The following is a 17,047-nucleotide window of genomic DNA, read 5'->3' as shown; positions in this document are numbered from 1 at the left end:
GGCGGGTCTCGTGCAAACGCTCAAGCCGCAACCAGACTTCATCTTCGTCACCCTCCAGCACATCCAGGCTGACACCCGGCAATGCCCGCAGCTTTTCTTCGCTGGCACTGAATGCGTTGTGTTGGTTGACGGTCAACGCTGGCCGCTTTTGCATGAGTGCCGTCTGTTTAACAAATTCAATCAGACCGGCGAGACGTGCGCGTACTGTATCCATGTGTGAGCTGAACCACTTTGATAAGGGGGCGCATCGAAAAAACGTGAAAGCGCCTGGAGAAAGCGAAAATTCCTGCAATGCCCGACACAATACAGAGGTTCAAGTGGTATTCAGATACATCATTTTGTAAAAACCACTCGCTATAAAAGACGGCCCGGTTATTCCCGATAAGGTCGTCCGCCATGCCTGCCTCCCCCCAACGCCTTGCGCTCGCCATCGCGCTATTGAGCTCAAGCACCGTTGCTCCGCTGGCACTTGCCAGTGACACCCTCCTGGACTCACCCGGCACCAGCGCACTCAACCTGAGCGCCAGCGATACGTTGACAGTGACCCCGGCCGCAAGCCTGACCACTGCCAAGGTGGCCGTCACGCTCAAGGGCAGCACCAGCGGCCCGGGCGTGATGATCGACAACGCAGGCAGCCTGATCTCGACGGGCGGGCGAGCCATCGACAGCAGTGGCAGTGCAAGCGGCGAGCGCAACTACAGTATTTTCAACCGCAGCGGCGCGACGATTCAGGGCAGCAACGATGCCCTGCGCATCGACACCCCGTTCAGCAGTGGCAGTGTGCTGATCGACAACAGCGGCACTATTCGCTCCACCGATAGCGGCCAGGCCATCGACCTCGACGCGGTGCGCAGCCACGACGTCAAAACCACCCTGATCAACCGCGAAGGCGGGCTGATTCGCGGTGAGTTCAGCGACGGCATGAAGACCGGCTCCAACGCCACGATTCTCAACTACGGCGAGATTTCCACAGGCGACGCCCTGAACGACGACAACAAGTTCGACGGCGTCGACATCGACTCGGCAACCGGCGTGACGGTGACCAACTACGGCACCCTCTCGGGCGGGCGCCACGGCATCACCACCGACCTGGGCGCAACACTGATCAACTATGGCGACGTCACCGGGCGCAACGGTTCGGGCTTCGGCTCGGACGGTGATGGCACCGTGATCAACCACGGCACCATCACCGGCGCCTATTCCGGGCTCAAGCCCAATGGTGACGGCGATGGCGTGGATATCGACCTGATCGCCCATATTGAGAACTACGGCGTGATTCAGGGCACCGGCGCCGGTGGCGTCGACAAGAACGGGTTTGCCAATGGCAGCGAAGGGATCGCCCTGGGCGGTGGTTTTATCTACAACGCCCTGGGCGCACGGGTCAGCGGCGCCAACAATGCGGTGCTGGTGGATGACGGCAGCGATGGATCAGGGCTGGCCGCCACCACGTTGATCAACAACGGCACGATTCAGGGCCAGGACGGTTTTGGCGTGAAGTTCGTGGGCGAGTTCGAGGACGTGGTCTTCAACAATGGCCTGATCAGTGGCAGTAATGGCCAGGCGCTGGACCTTGGCGGTGGCAATGACCGTCTCACGCTGGGCAGTGCCAGCCGCTTCGACGGCCTGGTGGACGGCGGCAGCGGTTACGACCGGGTGTCTCTGGATGACCCGGCCGGTGGCCGCTTGGGCAACAGCCGGAACTTCGAATGGCTGGACGTCAAATCCGGCAGCTGGACACTCACCAGCCAGAACGATTTCAGTGACGGGGGCGAGATTTTCAGCGGCGCCCGCCTGATCAATCAGGGCGCCATCAGTGGTTCCCTCACCGTGGACGAAGGTGGCATTTACGCCGGGGGTGGCAGTGTCGGCAACCTGCTGGTCAACGGCACGCTGCAAACCAGCCCGCAATTGGGCACCGCGACCATCACCCATGACCTGACCCTGGGCAGCGGCGCGACCCTGGCCTACGGGGTCAATGCCGATGGCAGCAGCGCGCCGGTGCAGGTCGGCGGCACCGCCCACCTCAACGGTGCAACGCTGGCCATCAATGCTGGCAACGGCACCTACCCGTGGCTCAGCCAGTACCGCGTGCTGAGCGCTGGCACCCTCGACGGCACGTTTGGCAATGTCACCAGTGACTATGCCTTCCTCACCCCAACGCTCAACTACACCCCCACCAGCGTCGAGCTGACCTATGCCCGCAATGACGTGGCCTTTGCCGAGTACGCCAGCAGCGCCAACGGCCACAGCGCCGCCATCGGTTTGAGCCAGCTCAAGGCGGACAACGCGCTGTATAACGCCCTGCTCAACACCAGCACACAAGCGGCGGGGGCGGCCATCGAGCAACTGGCTGGCAGCAGCAACGCCAGCCTGAGCAGCGCCACCCTGGGCGCCACGTCCCTGGTGGGCAGCAGCATGTTGGCGGCCATGCAGTCCGTGGGCACAGGCGCCGGTTTGCGGGTCGCCAGTGCCGCTCAGGACACCCCAGCCCTGGCCGCCACCGGCCTGCCGCCCGGCGTGCGCAACCTCAATGACCCGAATGCCCAGGGCCGACTCTGGCTCCAGGGGCTGGGCAGCTATGGCCGACTGGACGGGACACACGGCAACAGCGACCTGACCCAACGCACCAAAGGCGGCGTGCTGGGCGCCGACTGGGCCCTGACACCGGACTGGCGCATGGGCGTGCTGGGCGGCTACTCAAAAACCGATGTGGATAGCAGCGCTATGGAGGGCACGGTCAACAGCTGGCATGCGGGTGTCTACGGGATACGCCAGAGCGGTGCGCTGGCAGTGCGTCTGGGCGCGGCCTACAGCGGCCATAACGGGGACAGCAAACGCAGCGTGGCGTTTAACGGCTTTACCGACCAGCCCAAGGGCGATTACCACGCCAGCAGCCAGCAGGCTTTTGCCGAGCTGGGCTACGCCCTGGGCAGCGGTCGCTTGAGTGCCGAGCCGTTTGCCAACCTGGGTTATCAACGCTACCAGCGTGACCGCTACACCGAAAAAGGCGGTGCGGCCGCGTTGAGCGTCGACAAGCAGACCCAGGACAACTTCAGCAGCACCCTGGGCGTGCGCCTGGCCCATTTGAGCCAACTGGAAAACGGCATGAGCATCACGCCCCGCCTGAGCGCAGGCTGGAAGCACACGTATGGTGATGTCAGCAGTTCAACGAATCAGCGCTTTGTGCTCGGCGGTTCTGCGTTCAATGTCGAAGGCAGCGCGCTGGATCGCAACAGCCTGGTGCTGGAAGCCGGGCTGGATATTGGCGTGTCCGCCCGCCAGACACTGGGCGTGGGCTACACCGGCGACATGGGCAGCAACAGCCGCACCCACGGGCTGATCGGGCAATGGCAAATGAGTTTTTGACCCCGGCCCTGTGAGAGCGGGCTTGCTCGCGATTGCATCACGCGGTTATCCAGACAGACCGTGTCTTCTGCATCGCGAGCAAGCCCGCTCCCACAGGTGGTGGACAGACCCACAAAAAAAAGGCCCTCCCCGAAACCGGGGAGGGCCTTTTGTTTAACGCCGGGGTTTAGCCCAGGTTAACGCCAAAGTTCGAAGCCAATGGCGCCAGGCCACCCGCAAAACCCTGGCCGATAGCCTTGAACTTCCACTCTTCGCCATTGCGATACAGCTCGCCGAATACCATCGCGGTTTCGGTCGAAGCGTCTTCGCTCAGGTCAAAGCGTGCCAGCTCTTTGCCGTCTGCCTTGTTCAGAACGCGGATGTAAGCGTTCGAAACCTGGCCAAAGCTTTGTTTACGGCCATCAGCGTCGTGGATGGTGACCGCGAAAGCCAGTTTCTTGGCTTCTTGCGACAGACCCGCCAGGTTGACGTTCACTTGTTCGTCGTCGCCATCGCCAGCGCCCGAGCGGTTGTCGCCCTGGTGCACAACGTTGCCGTCCGGCGAAGTCTTGTTGTTGTAGAACACAAAGCTGCCGTCGTTCAGCACTTTGCCGCTCTCGCCAACAATGAACACCGAGGCGTCCAGGTCGAACTCCTGGCCGTCAGTCACACGCGGATCCCAACCCAGGCCCACAATCACTTCGGTCAGGCCCGGAGCTTCTTTGGTCAGGGAAACGTTGCCGCCTTTACTCAGACTTACTGCCATGTTCGTGAACCCTTATATGAAAAGTTGATGGGGTGCAGATTAGAATTTCAGACCGTAGCTTTCAGCCAATGGCTTGAGGCCGCCGGCAAAACCTTGACCCACAGCGCGGAATTTCCACTCGGCGCCATTGCGATACAGCTCGGCAAAGATCATCGCGGTTTCGGTGCTGGCGTCTTCAGCCAGGTCATAACGCGCCACTTCGTTGTTGTTGTCCTGGTTCACAATGCGGATGAACGCATTGCGCACCTGACCAAAGTTCTGCCTGCGGGCATCGGCTTCGTGAATGGTCACGGTGAACGCGATACGGTCGATGTCAGCAGGTACTTTGGACAGGTCGACCTTGATCGCCTCGTCATCGCCGTCGCCTTCACCGGTACGGTTGTCGCCAGTGTGCTCAACCGAGCCGTCAACGCTTTTGAGCTGGTTGTAAAAAATGAAATCGGAGTCAGCGCGGACTTTACCGTCAGCCTTGAGCAAGAAAGCGCTCGCATCCAGGTCGAAGTCTTGACCATCGGTGGAACGAGCATCCCAGCCCAGACCCACGAGGACTTTAGTCATCCCCGGAGCTTCTTTGGAGAGGGACAGGTTGCCGCCTTTGGAAAGGGAAAGTGCCATGTGTAATTCTCCTTAGTAATGTGCGATCAAGCGTTCGTGTCGTTTTTAACGTCGGATTGCTCTTCTTCCTTACCTGGAAAGATGATGCTGGCCACAATACCGATGGCCAATACCACCAACACCACTATCAGGCTGGTGTTTGGATCAATGCTGATGCCGTGGCCAAACAGGTGATCGGTTGCGTTCAGGGCCAGCTTGCCGGCGATAAAGAACAACAGCGCGATAACCGATTTTTCCAGGTGTACCAGGTAGCGTTTCAGCGCTTCGAGAACGAAGTACATGGTCCGCAGGCCCAGAATGGCGAACATCATGGCCGAGTACACGATCAGGGGTTCACGGCTCACGGCAATCACTGCTGGTACGGAGTCGAAGGCAAACAAAATGTCTGATACTTCAACCACGACCACACACAAAAACAGTGGTGTCGCAAAAAGAGCGCCCTTGCCTACAAGGGTCATTCCCTTGTTCTGCGGCTTCGTGATCTCTTTTTCAAGCTCTGCGCGCGAAACAAAGAAATTATGTCCGTGCAGCTTTGGCCAAACCGGGAACAGTTTTTTCGCAAAACGGTAGGCAATGTGCTTGGAGTAATCCTCCTCCTCATCTTCTTCCTTGCTGCGCAGCATCATGATCGCCGTCCAGGCCACGACCACCGCAAACAGCACTTCGACCCAAGGGCCAAACGCCAGCAGACCGGTACCGATCGCTACGAAAATCAGGCGGAAGACGATGGCGCCGATGATGCCCCAGTACAGAACACGGTGACGCAGCGCGTCCGGGATCTTGAACCAGGCAAAGATCGCCATGAACACGAACAGGTTGTCGACGCTGAGGACTTTTTCCAGCGCGTAACCGGTCACGAACAGGCTGGCCACGCTTGGGCCGTGGGCGTAATACAGGTAGCCCGCAAAGGCGAGGGAGATCAGCACCCAGAACACCGACCAGACGGCGGCGTTGGTCAGCGAGACCGGTTTATCGCTTTTGTGGGTAAACAGGTCAATTGCCAGAGCAATGACCGCCAGAGCCACAAATACAGCGATGGTAGTTGGCGGAAAGCCAATTGCCGTGTTTTCCATGATGTCCTCAGAGATCAAAATCGCCAGGGTTCAACCCCAGCTCATTGCAGATAATGCGGCAAGCAGCCCGCTCACTTTCATCGAAGTTGCCGTCGGCGCTACCGATTGCGCAGCAAACACGCACCAGCAGGCGGGCGGCATCTTCTTTTTTACGCAGTTGACCAATCGACTTCAGCGCCTCGGCGCGACCGATCTGCTGATCAAACTCAAATTTTTCGCAGACAGCGTTGAAAGCCTTGATCACGTCTTTAACGTCAAAAGCCTTCAGCTCATTCGAGTTTTGAATAAACCCGACCATCTTCTGTTTTTCGTCGCTGCTGATGTTGCCATCGGCAGCCGCCACCAGTGCGCACCCGGAAACCACGGCTTCCATGAATTCACGGTTCTTGAACTTGCTGACTTCCGCCGAGAGCTTGTCACGGGCGGCAGTGGCGTTGGTTTTGAGCCATTCGAGCATTGGAGTCACCTTGTCTGAAATTGCAGGTACGGCGCCTGTTTCATCAGGCGGCCACTTACAGAGCGCTCATTTGGAACCGGCAGCCCAGCGCATGCCCCAGCCGAAAGCTTTATCCATGTCGGAATGGCCCTTGAAGAACTCAACCCGACGGTTGACCTTCACGCTGCCACCGACGTTTTCCAGCAGGGCGATGGCGCACATGCCCTTGGTGCCACCCTCTTCGCTCAGGCGCACTTCGATCGGCGGCTCACCCGGAATGTACAAGGTGATAACGCCGTCTGTGGCCTGCCAGTTCGGGGCGCCTTCGTAGATAAATGCGTAAACCAGCACGCGACGCATCTTGCGCCACTCCTTGCCGTTGATACGCAACCACTCGCCGTCGCTCACAGAGCCGGTACGGTCGTCGCCCATCAACTGGATAAACGGTTCGTCACGGAAATCACCGAAGGCATTACCCAGGGCCTGAACCGCGCCTTTGCGGCCGTTGTCCATTTCGTACAGGCAACCCACGTCCAGATCGATACCACCCGACTTGCCGCGCAACGAGGCGAAAAAGCCGCCACCGCCGCCTGCATTGGGGTTGGTACGGTTCCAGTTCAGGTTGATTTTGATCTCGCCGAAGTCACCGTCCTTTTTCTCAAGGCTGATGGACGGACGCTGCTTGTCGAGCGTGATCTTCGACAGATTGATCTTGGCGGCCGGTGCCGGAGCAGGCGGTGGCGGTGCCACTGGCGTGGGCGCGACTGCCGGTGCTGGAGCAGGAGCAGGAGCAGGAGCAGCAATATCAACGCCGAAGTGCTGAGCCAAAGGCGCCAGGCCACCGGCAAAGCCCTGGGCCACGCAGCGGAATTTCCACGCGCCCTGACGGCGATAGAACTCGCCCAGGATCAACGCGGTTTCTTGCATGCCCTGGGTCGGGATCGGCGCTTCAATGCCGCCGCTCACCGATACGGTCAGTTGCGGGAAGGCGTCGAACCGGGCCTTGTTCTCGTAGATGGTCGCGGTCAGGGCGACTTTCTCGATGGCCTGATCAATGGCGTCCAGATTGACACTGAACACACTGCGACCGGCCGCCGACTCGACCAGCTTGACCGCGCCATTGTTGACGCTTTGCTGGCCGAAGAAGCACATGTCGTTGTCGCCGCGCACCTTGCCCGACTCATTGAGCAGGAAGGCAGAAACGTCCAGATCAGCGCCTGCCACCGGCGTGTAGCTGATGGTGACGCTCAGGCTGCCGGCAGCGACAGCGGTATTGGCGCCAGGAGTCAACGTCGTCATACACGCACCGCCTGGGCCGCATCGCTGGCCAGATCCTGTGCGGTACGACCATTGGCCACGGTGCCGATAGCGGTCAGGTCCCAGCCAGCAGCTGTGCGGCTGATGTACGCCATGACCACGCCTGTGTGACGACCTTTGTCCGACAGGTTGAAGCGCGCCAGCTCTTTGCCGGTCAGCTCATCAACAATGCGGCAGTAGGCGTTTTCTACGGCTTCAAAGTTTTGCCCGGTGAACGAGTTCACGGTAAACACCAGGTGCTTGACCCCGGCTGGCAGCTGCTCCAGGTTGACCAGGATCGATTCGTCGTCGCCATCGCCCTCACCCGTGCGGTTATCGCCGGAGTGAACGATGGAGCCGTCGTTGGACTTGAGCTGGCGGAACCACACCAGGTCCAGCGCTTGCTTGGCACTGTCGAGCAGGATGCACGATGCATCCAGGTCGATGGCAGCATCACTGCTCAGCAGTTTGGCAAAAAAACCGCTCGGTTTTACCGGGTCCCAGCCCAGGCCCATGCGGATTTTCTTGAGACCGGTTCCAGCTTCTTTCTCGAGAGAAATGGTTTGATTCTTGGACAGCGAAATGGCCATGAAGCGTCTCCTTGTCTGCACTCAAGCACGATAGGTAATTGCTGATTATTGACACGCTTTGCTTACGCCTGGCTTACAGCCCTTCACGCAAACACACGTCAAGTGGCCGCTTGCGACGCCACAGCGCGTGAAATTCGCGCCAATGTGGCTCCTGAGCGGCCCCGAGCATCTGTTCATCGCCCACGGTGTCACCCCAGGCACGTAATGTGTATTGGTCCAAAGGCCCGTATTGCGCCTCCAGCCGGATGACTTTTTGTTCACAGCGACAGTTGATACCGTCGATACCCCCCGTCAGCACGCCATCGACTGACGCCAACCGTGTTCCGATCAGGCCAATACCGAGTTTTTTGGCAAACGGTGTGAGCACCAATTCAGGGGACGCCGAGCAAATGGTGACGTTGGCGCCCTGCTCCAGCTGGTTGGCGACGGATGTTAAGCCCAAAGGCCGCATTAGGCGCTGCCACGAAACGTCACAAAATGCTTCTGCGCGCTCTTTTACCCACGCCTCTTTGGCACCTGTCAGGTAGACCGCGATGAGCTTTTCTTTAAGCGCATTACGCGAAATCCTACCCAGCAGGTAGCACGCAGTCGCCGGAATCATCCGGAACAAGCGCATCGCGAACAGCCGATTGCCAAAGGCAAAGCGCAAAAACGGCACAAACGTGTCGTGATAGGTCAACGTGCCATCGAAATCGAACGCTGACAGAACCTGCTTGCCTTTAACCGGTGTATTCAAAACGTCGTTCAACCCACTAATTCAGCCAATCTAAGGCTGCCTCCAAAAGTGTCTGACGAGCTGGCGATTTCGGGGCGAACCCCCTGCCAATGCGCTCGTTCAATAATTTTTTGCGCCCATTTGTAATGGGTCGCAGGCTCGCACATGGCGTCGTTGAACTTGAACACCGCAGGCGCCGCCTCACTCAGTATTTGGCGTGCACTGTTGAGATCTTCAAGGCTGACTTGCAGCGCCCTGTGGATAACTGCAATTTGCGACGGGTGGATAGCGGTTTTACCCACAAGCCCGTGGGCCATATCCAGCGCCAGCTCTTGCTCCAGCAAGTGCGGTGTATTCAGTTGTTCGAACACCGGTGCGGTCAGGGCAAAGCCTGCAGAGCCCATGATCCCGCACAACATTGGAATCACATAACTCATGGGCGTGCTGTAAAGGGTCATGGCCGGGTGACGGCGCAACCCCAGGCAGCCCATCAGGTCGTTACCACCAATGCGTAACGCAATAATACGCCCCGGCAATTGTTCCAGCAGGGCGCTGCGCAGCTCAACCATCGCATCGGGAACAAAGACTTCCGGGGTTTCCAGGGTGGGCATGAGCATCAGGTCGTCGCGGGTCACCGCCTGCTGCCACTCGCGGATATTGCCCAGGCTCAGCTTGGGCACCACAAAACCGTCAACATGGCGCATCAGCGACCATTCATTGAGCACCGCTGCCATCGCCGCGTCCCGTGGCCGCACAAACAGGATAGGACCGACGGACGGACGACCGCCTCGCGCTTCGATCCCCAGCAGCAGGTTTTTGAGGTTGTTCAGCCCCTGCTGCACGTCGGTTTCGGCCACAGCGTCTTCCAGGCACACCACCAGCGAGCGCAAACCCTGGATCTTCTCGCCCAGCACCACCTCCAGAATGTCGGGGCGGGTAGCCGGCATATAAAGTGTGGCGCCCAAGGCATAGGCTGAATGCTTGATCATCAGCGAACACTCCTGATTACGGTCACAGCGCGATACGGCCCCAATTCATCACCGACCTCCTGGACCTCGATGTTGGCCTGGCGCGTAAGGTGCAGGAGCAATTGCACGTCCTGATCGTCACGGTTGCGCACCAGTACGTGGTCCGGCACACGGCGCATCACGGCGCGGGTTGCCTCGGCGATACCCGGTTTGACCCGATTGGGGTTGGTCACCGCAAACCGGGTCGAGATACGTTCGACCGCAGCGACAGCCGAGTGTTGCAACGCTGCGGCCTGCTCCGCTGTCCAGGGTTGCGCACTCGCCTGGGGGGCAAGCAGCGCACGCTCGGCTTCGATGCTGTGGATAAAACTCATGGTCACGTCGTGTTCCGCCAAATGGTCATACACCACGCAGCCATGCAGGCCCGGGTCTTGTGGCCAGATGGAACGGGAAACCAGCCCCGACACCGTGGCGCCCAGAATGCCCGACGGAATCAGCCAGTCTTCAGCCGATGCCGCCAGCCAGGCGCGACCACAAGGGTCGGCCAGGACCACCAGTCGAGGATCTGGCGGAAAACGTGAATCCCCGGCCAGGCTGTCGCGGATCTGGCCGCTGATCGCGCCCTTGCCGGTCCAGCCATCGACAAACACGATGTTCTCGGCACCGTGGGTCTTGATGATAGCTTCGAGTGCGACGTTGTCGATTCCACGGTCACGAATAATGCTGACCCCGTAATGCGCCGCCTCACGGCCCAGGTCGAGCAGCGCCCGGCGCAGCAACACACCCAGCGGCAAACCGGCCCGCACAAACGACACCAGCGCAATCGTCGGCCCGCTGTAGCGTTCATTCAACGCCAGCGCCAGCGCCTGCACATCAGCCGCCATGCGGGCGCCGTTCTGTGCCAGGGCGAGCTGATAGAGACTTTTATGGGTGTCTGACGGCGCATGTTCCTGGCTGATCATTTCGGAGTAATGACGCTGCCGGGTCTGGATCAGCCGCTCTTTTTCCTGCACGTCGGTGACTTCGATCTGCAAGGTACGCAGTAAAAAGTGCACGTCATCAGCGTCATAGCTGCCACTGCCGACAGTCTCCAGACCTGCAAAAGCATTACTCATGGTCAACGCTCGCCAGCACATGACTGGCCAACTGGCCACGCTTGGGCGTGCCCCACCAGTCGCATTCGGCCATAAAGCCCAGGTCCGACACACTGTCGCCAAAGCCCAGCAACGGGCGCTTGCCGTTGATCGCCTGATCGCGGCGGATCCACTCGCATACCGCTTCACGTTTTTGCAAAGCCTGGGGCAGGAACGCCAGGTTATTGCCATTGCCGTGCACATACAGCCCGTCGAGCAAGCCCCGCGCCCTGACCTCGGCCAGTACGATGAGCAGCGCTTCGTCGGTCTCGTTGTTGTGCTTGGTGACGACGTAGTTGGCCAGCCCCTGCTCTTCGACTACCCAGCCACGCAGCGAGAACCCCAGTTCTGCGCCAATGGCCAGGGTCTGCTCGCTCAACTGGTGCAGACGGGTTTGCTCAAGTGCCAGCGCCTCGCACATCCGTGCATGCCAATCCAGATCCAGCGAGCCATCCGGGTTGAGGATGACCCCGCCGTGGGCACAGACCGCACCGTGGACGAAGGGCAATTGCACCCGCTGATAGGCTTCGATGCTGCGCGCGGTCACCGGGACCACGTCACTGGTCGCCAGCAGCCATTCAACAAAGCTCTTCTGGGTGGCGCTCATGAAGCCGTTGGGCTGGCCGTCCACGTCCAGCGTGGCCGCAAAACGGGGCTCATCGCCCATTTTGCGAGCGGTTTGAAACAGGGTGTCGTCCAGATCAACGAACACCAGAGGGCGATTACTGTTCATCAACGATTACCTGCGCATTCAATGCGCTGACCAGCGCCGGGTCGACGGCAGCTGCCGGGGTTTCGCTGCAAATCAGCACCCGGTCAAACTGGCCGGGGGCGACGTTATAAAGAAAGTTGGGGATGCCCAGGCCGTAGTTGTCAGAGAACGACAACGCATGGTCGATGCAATGGCCCAAGGCAATTGGCGAACGGCTGGTGGAGCTGAAGCGCACATCGGCCCCCGCCCGCTCAAGTCGCTCGGCCAGCAGGAACGGGCGCCAGACAAACTCACTGGTGCCAATCACCAGTACCCGCTCACCGGGCGCCACTTGCACATCGGGCGCCAGCGTATCGAGGTGCTCACGCACCCCCATGCGGCCCCAGTCGCGGTCTGGATCGAGAGCCCAGTCGCCTTGGGCCACACTGCCCACTTCGGGCATTTCGGGCAGTTCTGCGGCAGGATCTTCGGCGAATGTGTAGCGACCGTCGAGCAAAGAGACGCTCGTGACGTGATCGCCCATTGCCTTGCGCACCGCATCCTGAGACCAGTCGGTCAGGGTCGCGGTGACAATCCGCTCAATGGAATCCAGACCCGCTTCAGCCAGCGCCCGGGACAAGTTGATAAAGGTATTGCCGGTCGACGCTTCGTCGTCCACCAGCACCAGCGAGCGGGCACTGAGCATCATTTCGCGGGTGCGCGCATCTTGCGGCAGGTGCAGCAAGTGCGAGCTGGCGTGGCTGTGCTCTTCTTCAAAGCGGGCAAACAGCTCGCTGCCCGTGGGGTGGCGACTGCTGCACAGGTACACGCTGTCATTGCGTGTCTGGCTCAACGCACGGTGTACGCCTGCCCCCAGACCGACGGCCGTTTCGGCCATGCCGATCACCAGCACCGGGCCGGGCAAGTCAGCGGGGATCTTGCTGGCCAGTGCATTGAAGCTTTCAGCCATCAGTGAGGGACGGGCCGGGATATGGCGACCCAGCACGCGGGAAACAAACAAAAAAGCCCGCTTTGGATTGCGCCGCTCGGCGAAATCGAAAAGTGCCTGTGGATCAAAGGTCGATGCATTGACCTGTACCTCCAGACGACCGCGCTTGAGGTTTGCATGCAAAACCTTGGGATCGGTCACGGGGTTAGCGCTATTCATCAACATTTACTACCTGGAAATACTTAAAAAGTGGGGGACGATCAGCGAGTCGATCACTTAAAACAAGCGAAAAATGGTTACCGCACAAGTCAACTCAACCCAGCAGCGAATTCCCGCGAACCGGAACCACGACGGTGATTGCCTTGACCTGAACATCCTCGCGCCAGACGCTGGCCGGAACCGGCATGCCAAGACGACGAGCGGCAAAAATCCCGGGCAGATTCACACCTGCTTCACGGGTATAGCCAATGCCACCGGAGTAACGCAGATTGATCTCCAGCAAGTGCGGCTGGCCTGCGGCATCATCGCGGGTTTGCACATTGACGATGCCGTCGCACTTGAAGTGCCGCGCCGCCTTGATCGCCAGCTCGACCGCTGCACCCTCGCGCTCGAACGTCTGCATCAGGCCCTGTTTGCGTCGTGCGACATGGGCCACGACCTCGCCAGCTTCGCACACCATGTCCACCGAACACTCGCTGCCGGGCATGTAGGGCATGACCAGCAACGGCTTGGGGGCAGCTGATTGGCCGTAGGCCTGGGCAAATACCTGGGCGTTGACTTCATGGGCATCGGCGTTGGCAAAGCTGCGAAACGGATCCACGTCATCGGCCAGGCGCCAAAAGCCCTGACCGTAAATGCCGCGAGTCGGTTTTACACACACCTGACCGTCACGGGCGAGTTGGGCATAGGCCTCTTGCAACTCGGCCCGGGTGCTCACGGTGATCGCCGGGATACACGCCAACCCTGCTGCCAGGGCCTCGCGAGTGAACGCCGACTTGTCGTCCACCCGTTCAAAGGTGTCCAGATCCAGAGCCCCGGTCACCAACTGCAGTCCGGCAGACTCGAACTCGGTCCGGTGAGCCTCATAAACCTGCCCGATACGCCCGGCCAGCACGACCTTGATCTGATGGGCCCGTGCCTGCTCGATCACCCAGTCGATGCGCGCTTGATTGTCCTGCGGCTCGCTCCAGGCGACATCCGCCAACCCGGTAATTTCAGGGCGATTTTGTCGGTGCGAGGCATAAATCCGTACGTCATCGGGCAGCGCCGCCCGGGCACCTGCAATCACGTCGCGCTGGCTGGACTGCCCTTCAAGAAACCAGATCATGAACATCCCTTGGTACGGATAAACGCGGGAGTCTAGCGCAAGGGTGTAACCGACGCCCTCAGTCATTATGGGGAGCCCGTGTAACCAAATATGAAAATTATTAACCAACTAGTTCATAATGTGCGACATCGTGTCGCGCCCTGTTCGCCGGCACTTCATTCGAAGGAGCTTCTTTAGATGTTTTTCTCTTCCCGCGCCCTGCTGAGCACCAGCTTGTGCAGCGGCTTGTCATTGCTGGCCCTGACGCCTGCCTGCGTACTGGCCGACACCACCGACAACCTGATGAACCGTTCGACCCTGACCGGCGACTGGGGCGGCGAGCGCCAAAAGTTGATGGATAAAGGCGTCAAACTGACCGGTGACTACAACTCCGAAACCTTTTCCAACCTGCATGGCGGGATCAAGCACGGCACCCGTTATTCGCAGCAAGTGCGTATCGGCGCCCAGTTCGACCTGAGCAAGCTGCTCGGCACCGCCGATGCTGGCCTGGTGCAAATCACCGTCAATGATCGTCGCGGCCACAGCGCCTCTGAAGATCTGGTAGGCAACCGCCTGCCGATCCAGGAAAACGCTGGCGGCAACTACACCCGTCTGTCTGAGTTCAGCTACCAGCGCACCCTGTTTTCCGAAGACCTGACCACCAAGCTGGGCTTCATGCCGATGGGCAATGATTTTGGCGGCATGCCGTTGCTGACCAGCTTCGTCAACGCCGGGTTTTGCGCACACCCGCTGACCCAGTCCAACGGCAGTGGCTGGACCAACTACCCGACCGGTCACTGGGGTGGCGAATTGCGTTACACCGTAAGCCCGGCACTGACCCTGCAAACCGCTGTCTTCCAGGTCAACCCCGAGTACAACAGCCGCTCCTCGGAAGCCTTCAGCATGACCACCAAAGGCACGACGGGGGCGATCATGCCGCTGGAGGCGATTTTCACCCACGACGCCTGGCTCAATGGCCAATACAAAGTGGGCTGGTACTACGACACCTCCAACACTCGCAAAATTGGCAGCACGCAAAAAGCCAACAACCGTACCGGTGCTTACGTGCTGGTCGACCAGGCCATCTGGCGTGACGAGCAAGACCCCGAAAGCGTGTTGCGCGCCTTTGGCCAGGCGGCCCGCAGCAATGCCGCGACCTCACCGATGAGCCACTGGTACTCGGTGGGCCTGGTCAAGCAAAAGCCATTTGCCAGCCGTCCTAAAGACAGCATCGCCTTCGCCTATGGTCGCGCCGTGTTCAACTCGCGCTCACGGGATGTACAAGAAGCGGCTGCCAGCAGCCCTGAGCAAACCGACATGATTGCCAGCCTGGACAGCGGCGAGCAGTTGCTTGAACTGAACTATGGCGCACAAGTCACGCCGTGGCTGCTGTTGCGTCCCGACCTTCAGTACATCATCGAACCCGGTGCGTTCTATGGCGCCAGCCGCAGCAATGCCCTGGTCGCGGGATTGCAGGTCAAAGCGACGTTCTAACGGCTTGGGCTTATTGTGGGAGCGGGCTTGCTCGCGATGCTATCACTGTGGTTTGCAGTCAGACCGCGGCGATACCATCGCGAGCAAGCCCGCTCCCACAGGGATGTGTAGTTGGCCTGCCAGCTTTCACAATTTGTTAAGAACTCCCCTCCTATACTCCAGCGCAGTATTCCATTCGATGACTGCCTGGTAGCCCAATGCGCCTGACTCGCCCCGCTCTACTGTTATTACTGCTCGGTTGCGTGCTGTTCTTCTTTGCGCTGGGCAATCACCAATTGCAGGGGTCGACCGAGTCCAGGGTGGCGGGTATCGCCATGCAGATGCACTTGAGCGACGACTGGGTGACACCCCACCTGCTCAACGAACCCTTCCTGGAAAAACCACCGCTCAGCCTGTGGCTGGACGCTGGCGCCATCCGCGTGTTCGGCGCCCAGCTATTCGCCGTGCGACTGGCATCAGCCTTTGCCGGATTGTTTTGTGTGATGTTGCTGTACGTCATGCTGCGCAAACTCGCACGCCCCACGGCACTGGCCTGGACAGCAGCAGCGATGCTGGCAACGATGGGCATTTTCTGGGGTAACACCCGTCAAGTAGGCGAAGATGCACTGCTCACCCTGGGTGTGACCATGGCCTTGCTGGCGTTTTTCTATGCCAGCCGCCAGCTGCGTTTTGCCTGGGGCCCCTGGCTGTTGTTTGCCGCCGGGATTGCCATTGCCACCCTGAGCAAAGGCGTGTTGGGCCTGGCGCTGCCGGGGATCGTGATTTTTACCTATCTGGTGTGTGAAAGCCTGATAGAGAAACGCTTCGTCCTGCGCAATTGGCTACGCCCGGGGTTGCTGACTCTGCTCGGGCTAATCCCGCTGTTCATCTGGCTGTGCGTGCTCTACCAGCGCGGCGGAATGCAGGCGGTCAGCGAACTGTTGTGGACCAACAGCGTGGGTCGCTTCAGTGGGTCGTTTGTCGAGGCCGGGCATTACGAACCGTTTTACTACTACCTGCGAAAACTGCCCGAAGCCTTTTTACCGTGGAACCTGCTGACTTATCTGGGCCTGTGGCACTTTCGCAAACAACTGCGAAGCAATCCGTTCCTGCTGTTTTTCTGCGTGTGGCTGGTGGCGCAATTTGCGCTGCTCAACTTCGCCTCCAGCAAGCGCGCGGTGTACATGATGTCGATGGCACCTGCAGCCGCCGTGATTGCCGCGCAATACGCCCAGGTGATTGTGGACTGGCTGCGCAAAAAAAGTCCGGTGTCGGCCACGGCCAGGTTCCTCAGCGACTACCACCGGCCACTGGCTGCCGCACTGCTGGCGGGCCTGGTAGCCGCCTACCTGCTGGCAGCGCACCGCGCACCCCTTGCCGATAAGGAAGAGTCATTCCAGCCTCTGGCGGCCTACGTCATGGATCTGCAAGCCCGCGGTAAACAGGTGGCGCTGCTCAGGCCCGACGAGCGCCTGGGTGCCGTGGTGTTTTACAGCCAGCAATTGCAACACACGCTCAACTCAACAGCAGAACTGCAGGCGTTTCTCAGTGCATCGCCCGACCATATCGCCCTGGTGGAAAAGCCCGAGGTACCGGGGATGAACCTGAGCATCCTGGATGAGGTCAGTGTAGGGCGGCACCACTTCTACTTTGTCAGCCAGGCCGCTCCCGCCCCATAAACTTGATCCCGG

General features: G+C 59.8%; 15 protein-coding genes. 3 read left to right on the top strand and 12 right to left on the bottom strand.

Going from position 1 to position 17,047, the window contains the following annotated elements; genetic code table 11:
- The first annotated feature begins 396 nt into the window (after positions 1 to 396).
- On the top strand, positions 397 to 3,366 hold the full coding sequence (locus tag AC19YQ_RS22540) for an autotransporter outer membrane beta-barrel domain-containing protein (RefSeq protein ID WP_500595989.1): 2,970 nt from the start codon (positions 397 to 399) through the stop codon (positions 3,364 to 3,366).
- 166 nt (positions 3,367 to 3,532) lie between these two features.
- Here AC19YQ_RS22540 and AC19YQ_RS22535 read toward each other — a convergent pair whose 3' ends face one another.
- The 12 genes from AC19YQ_RS22535 to AC19YQ_RS22480 all read right to left on the bottom strand — a co-directional run bounded on the left by AC19YQ_RS22535 (position 3,533) and on the right by AC19YQ_RS22480 (position 13,904).
- Positions 3,533 to 4,111 (bottom strand): TerD family protein, encoded by a 579-nt coding sequence (locus tag AC19YQ_RS22535; protein WP_133078839.1) that lies wholly within the window; start codon positions 4,109 to 4,111, stop codon positions 3,533 to 3,535.
- A gap of 39 nt (positions 4,112 to 4,150) precedes the next feature.
- A complete protein-coding gene (locus tag AC19YQ_RS22530; RefSeq protein ID WP_133078838.1) occupies positions 4,151 to 4,726 on the bottom strand; it encodes a TerD family protein in 576 nt (191 codons plus the stop codon).
- Between the two features lie 26 nt (positions 4,727 to 4,752).
- On the bottom strand, positions 4,753 to 5,799 hold the full coding sequence (locus AC19YQ_RS22525) for a TerC/Alx family metal homeostasis membrane protein (protein WP_339476654.1): 1,047 nt from the start codon (positions 5,797 to 5,799) through the stop codon (positions 4,753 to 4,755).
- Between the two features lie 7 nt (positions 5,800 to 5,806).
- Entirely contained in the window at positions 5,807 to 6,256 is a 450-nt protein-coding gene (locus tag AC19YQ_RS22520) for a tellurite resistance TerB family protein (RefSeq protein ID WP_133078836.1), read from the bottom strand.
- Between the two features lie 66 nt (positions 6,257 to 6,322).
- A complete protein-coding gene (locus AC19YQ_RS22515; RefSeq protein ID WP_500595988.1) occupies positions 6,323 to 7,534 on the bottom strand; it encodes a TerD family protein in 1,212 nt (403 codons plus the stop codon).
- Complete coding sequence (locus AC19YQ_RS22510; protein ID WP_133078834.1) at positions 7,531 to 8,121, bottom strand: TerD family protein; 591 nt, start codon at positions 8,119 to 8,121, stop codon at positions 7,531 to 7,533. Before AC19YQ_RS22510 ends, AC19YQ_RS22515 begins: the two co-directional genes overlap by 4 nt.
- Positions 8,122 to 8,194: 73 nt before the next feature.
- A complete protein-coding gene (locus tag AC19YQ_RS22505) occupies positions 8,195 to 8,869 on the bottom strand; it encodes an HAD-IB family hydrolase (protein WP_339476656.1) in 675 nt (224 codons plus the stop codon).
- Positions 8,866 to 9,825 (bottom strand): HpcH/HpaI aldolase/citrate lyase family protein, encoded by a 960-nt coding sequence (locus AC19YQ_RS22500; RefSeq protein ID WP_133078832.1) that lies wholly within the window; start codon positions 9,823 to 9,825, stop codon positions 8,866 to 8,868. Before AC19YQ_RS22500 ends, AC19YQ_RS22505 begins: the two co-directional genes overlap by 4 nt.
- Positions 9,825 to 10,919: a cysteine protease StiP family protein gene (locus tag AC19YQ_RS22495; protein WP_133078831.1), complete on the bottom strand. Its 1,095-nt coding sequence runs from the start codon at positions 10,917 to 10,919 to the stop codon at positions 9,825 to 9,827. The genes AC19YQ_RS22500 and AC19YQ_RS22495 overlap by 1 nt, the downstream gene beginning before the upstream one ends.
- Entirely contained in the window at positions 10,912 to 11,670 is a 759-nt protein-coding gene (locus tag AC19YQ_RS22490) for an HAD family hydrolase (RefSeq protein WP_500595987.1), read from the bottom strand. The genes AC19YQ_RS22495 and AC19YQ_RS22490 overlap by 8 nt, the downstream gene beginning before the upstream one ends.
- Positions 11,660 to 12,796 carry a phosphoribosyltransferase domain-containing protein gene (locus AC19YQ_RS22485; RefSeq protein WP_133078829.1) on the bottom strand — a complete coding sequence of 379 codons (1,137 nt, stop codon included), beginning with the start codon at positions 12,794 to 12,796 and terminating at the stop codon, positions 11,660 to 11,662. The genes AC19YQ_RS22490 and AC19YQ_RS22485 overlap by 11 nt, the downstream gene beginning before the upstream one ends.
- Before the next feature lie 94 nt (positions 12,797 to 12,890).
- On the bottom strand, positions 12,891 to 13,904 hold the full coding sequence (locus tag AC19YQ_RS22480; RefSeq protein WP_500595990.1) for an ATP-grasp domain-containing protein: 1,014 nt from the start codon (positions 13,902 to 13,904) through the stop codon (positions 12,891 to 12,893).
- Between the two features lie 177 nt (positions 13,905 to 14,081).
- Here AC19YQ_RS22480 and AC19YQ_RS22475 point away from each other — a divergent pair, with 177 nt between their 5' ends.
- Both AC19YQ_RS22475 and AC19YQ_RS22470 read left to right on the top strand, forming a co-directional pair.
- Complete coding sequence (locus AC19YQ_RS22475) at positions 14,082 to 15,377, top strand: carbohydrate porin (protein WP_500595986.1); 1,296 nt, start codon at positions 14,082 to 14,084, stop codon at positions 15,375 to 15,377.
- 197 nt (positions 15,378 to 15,574) lie between these two features.
- Positions 15,575 to 17,035, top strand: coding sequence for an ArnT family glycosyltransferase (locus AC19YQ_RS22470; RefSeq protein ID WP_500595985.1), 1,461 nt, complete (start codon positions 15,575 to 15,577; stop codon positions 17,033 to 17,035).
- The last annotated feature ends 12 nt before the right edge of the window (positions 17,036 to 17,047 follow it).

The sequence above is a fragment of the Pseudomonas sp. MF06569 genome, from assembly GCF_059862735.1.
This window is presented reverse-complemented; position numbering and strand designations above follow the sequence as displayed.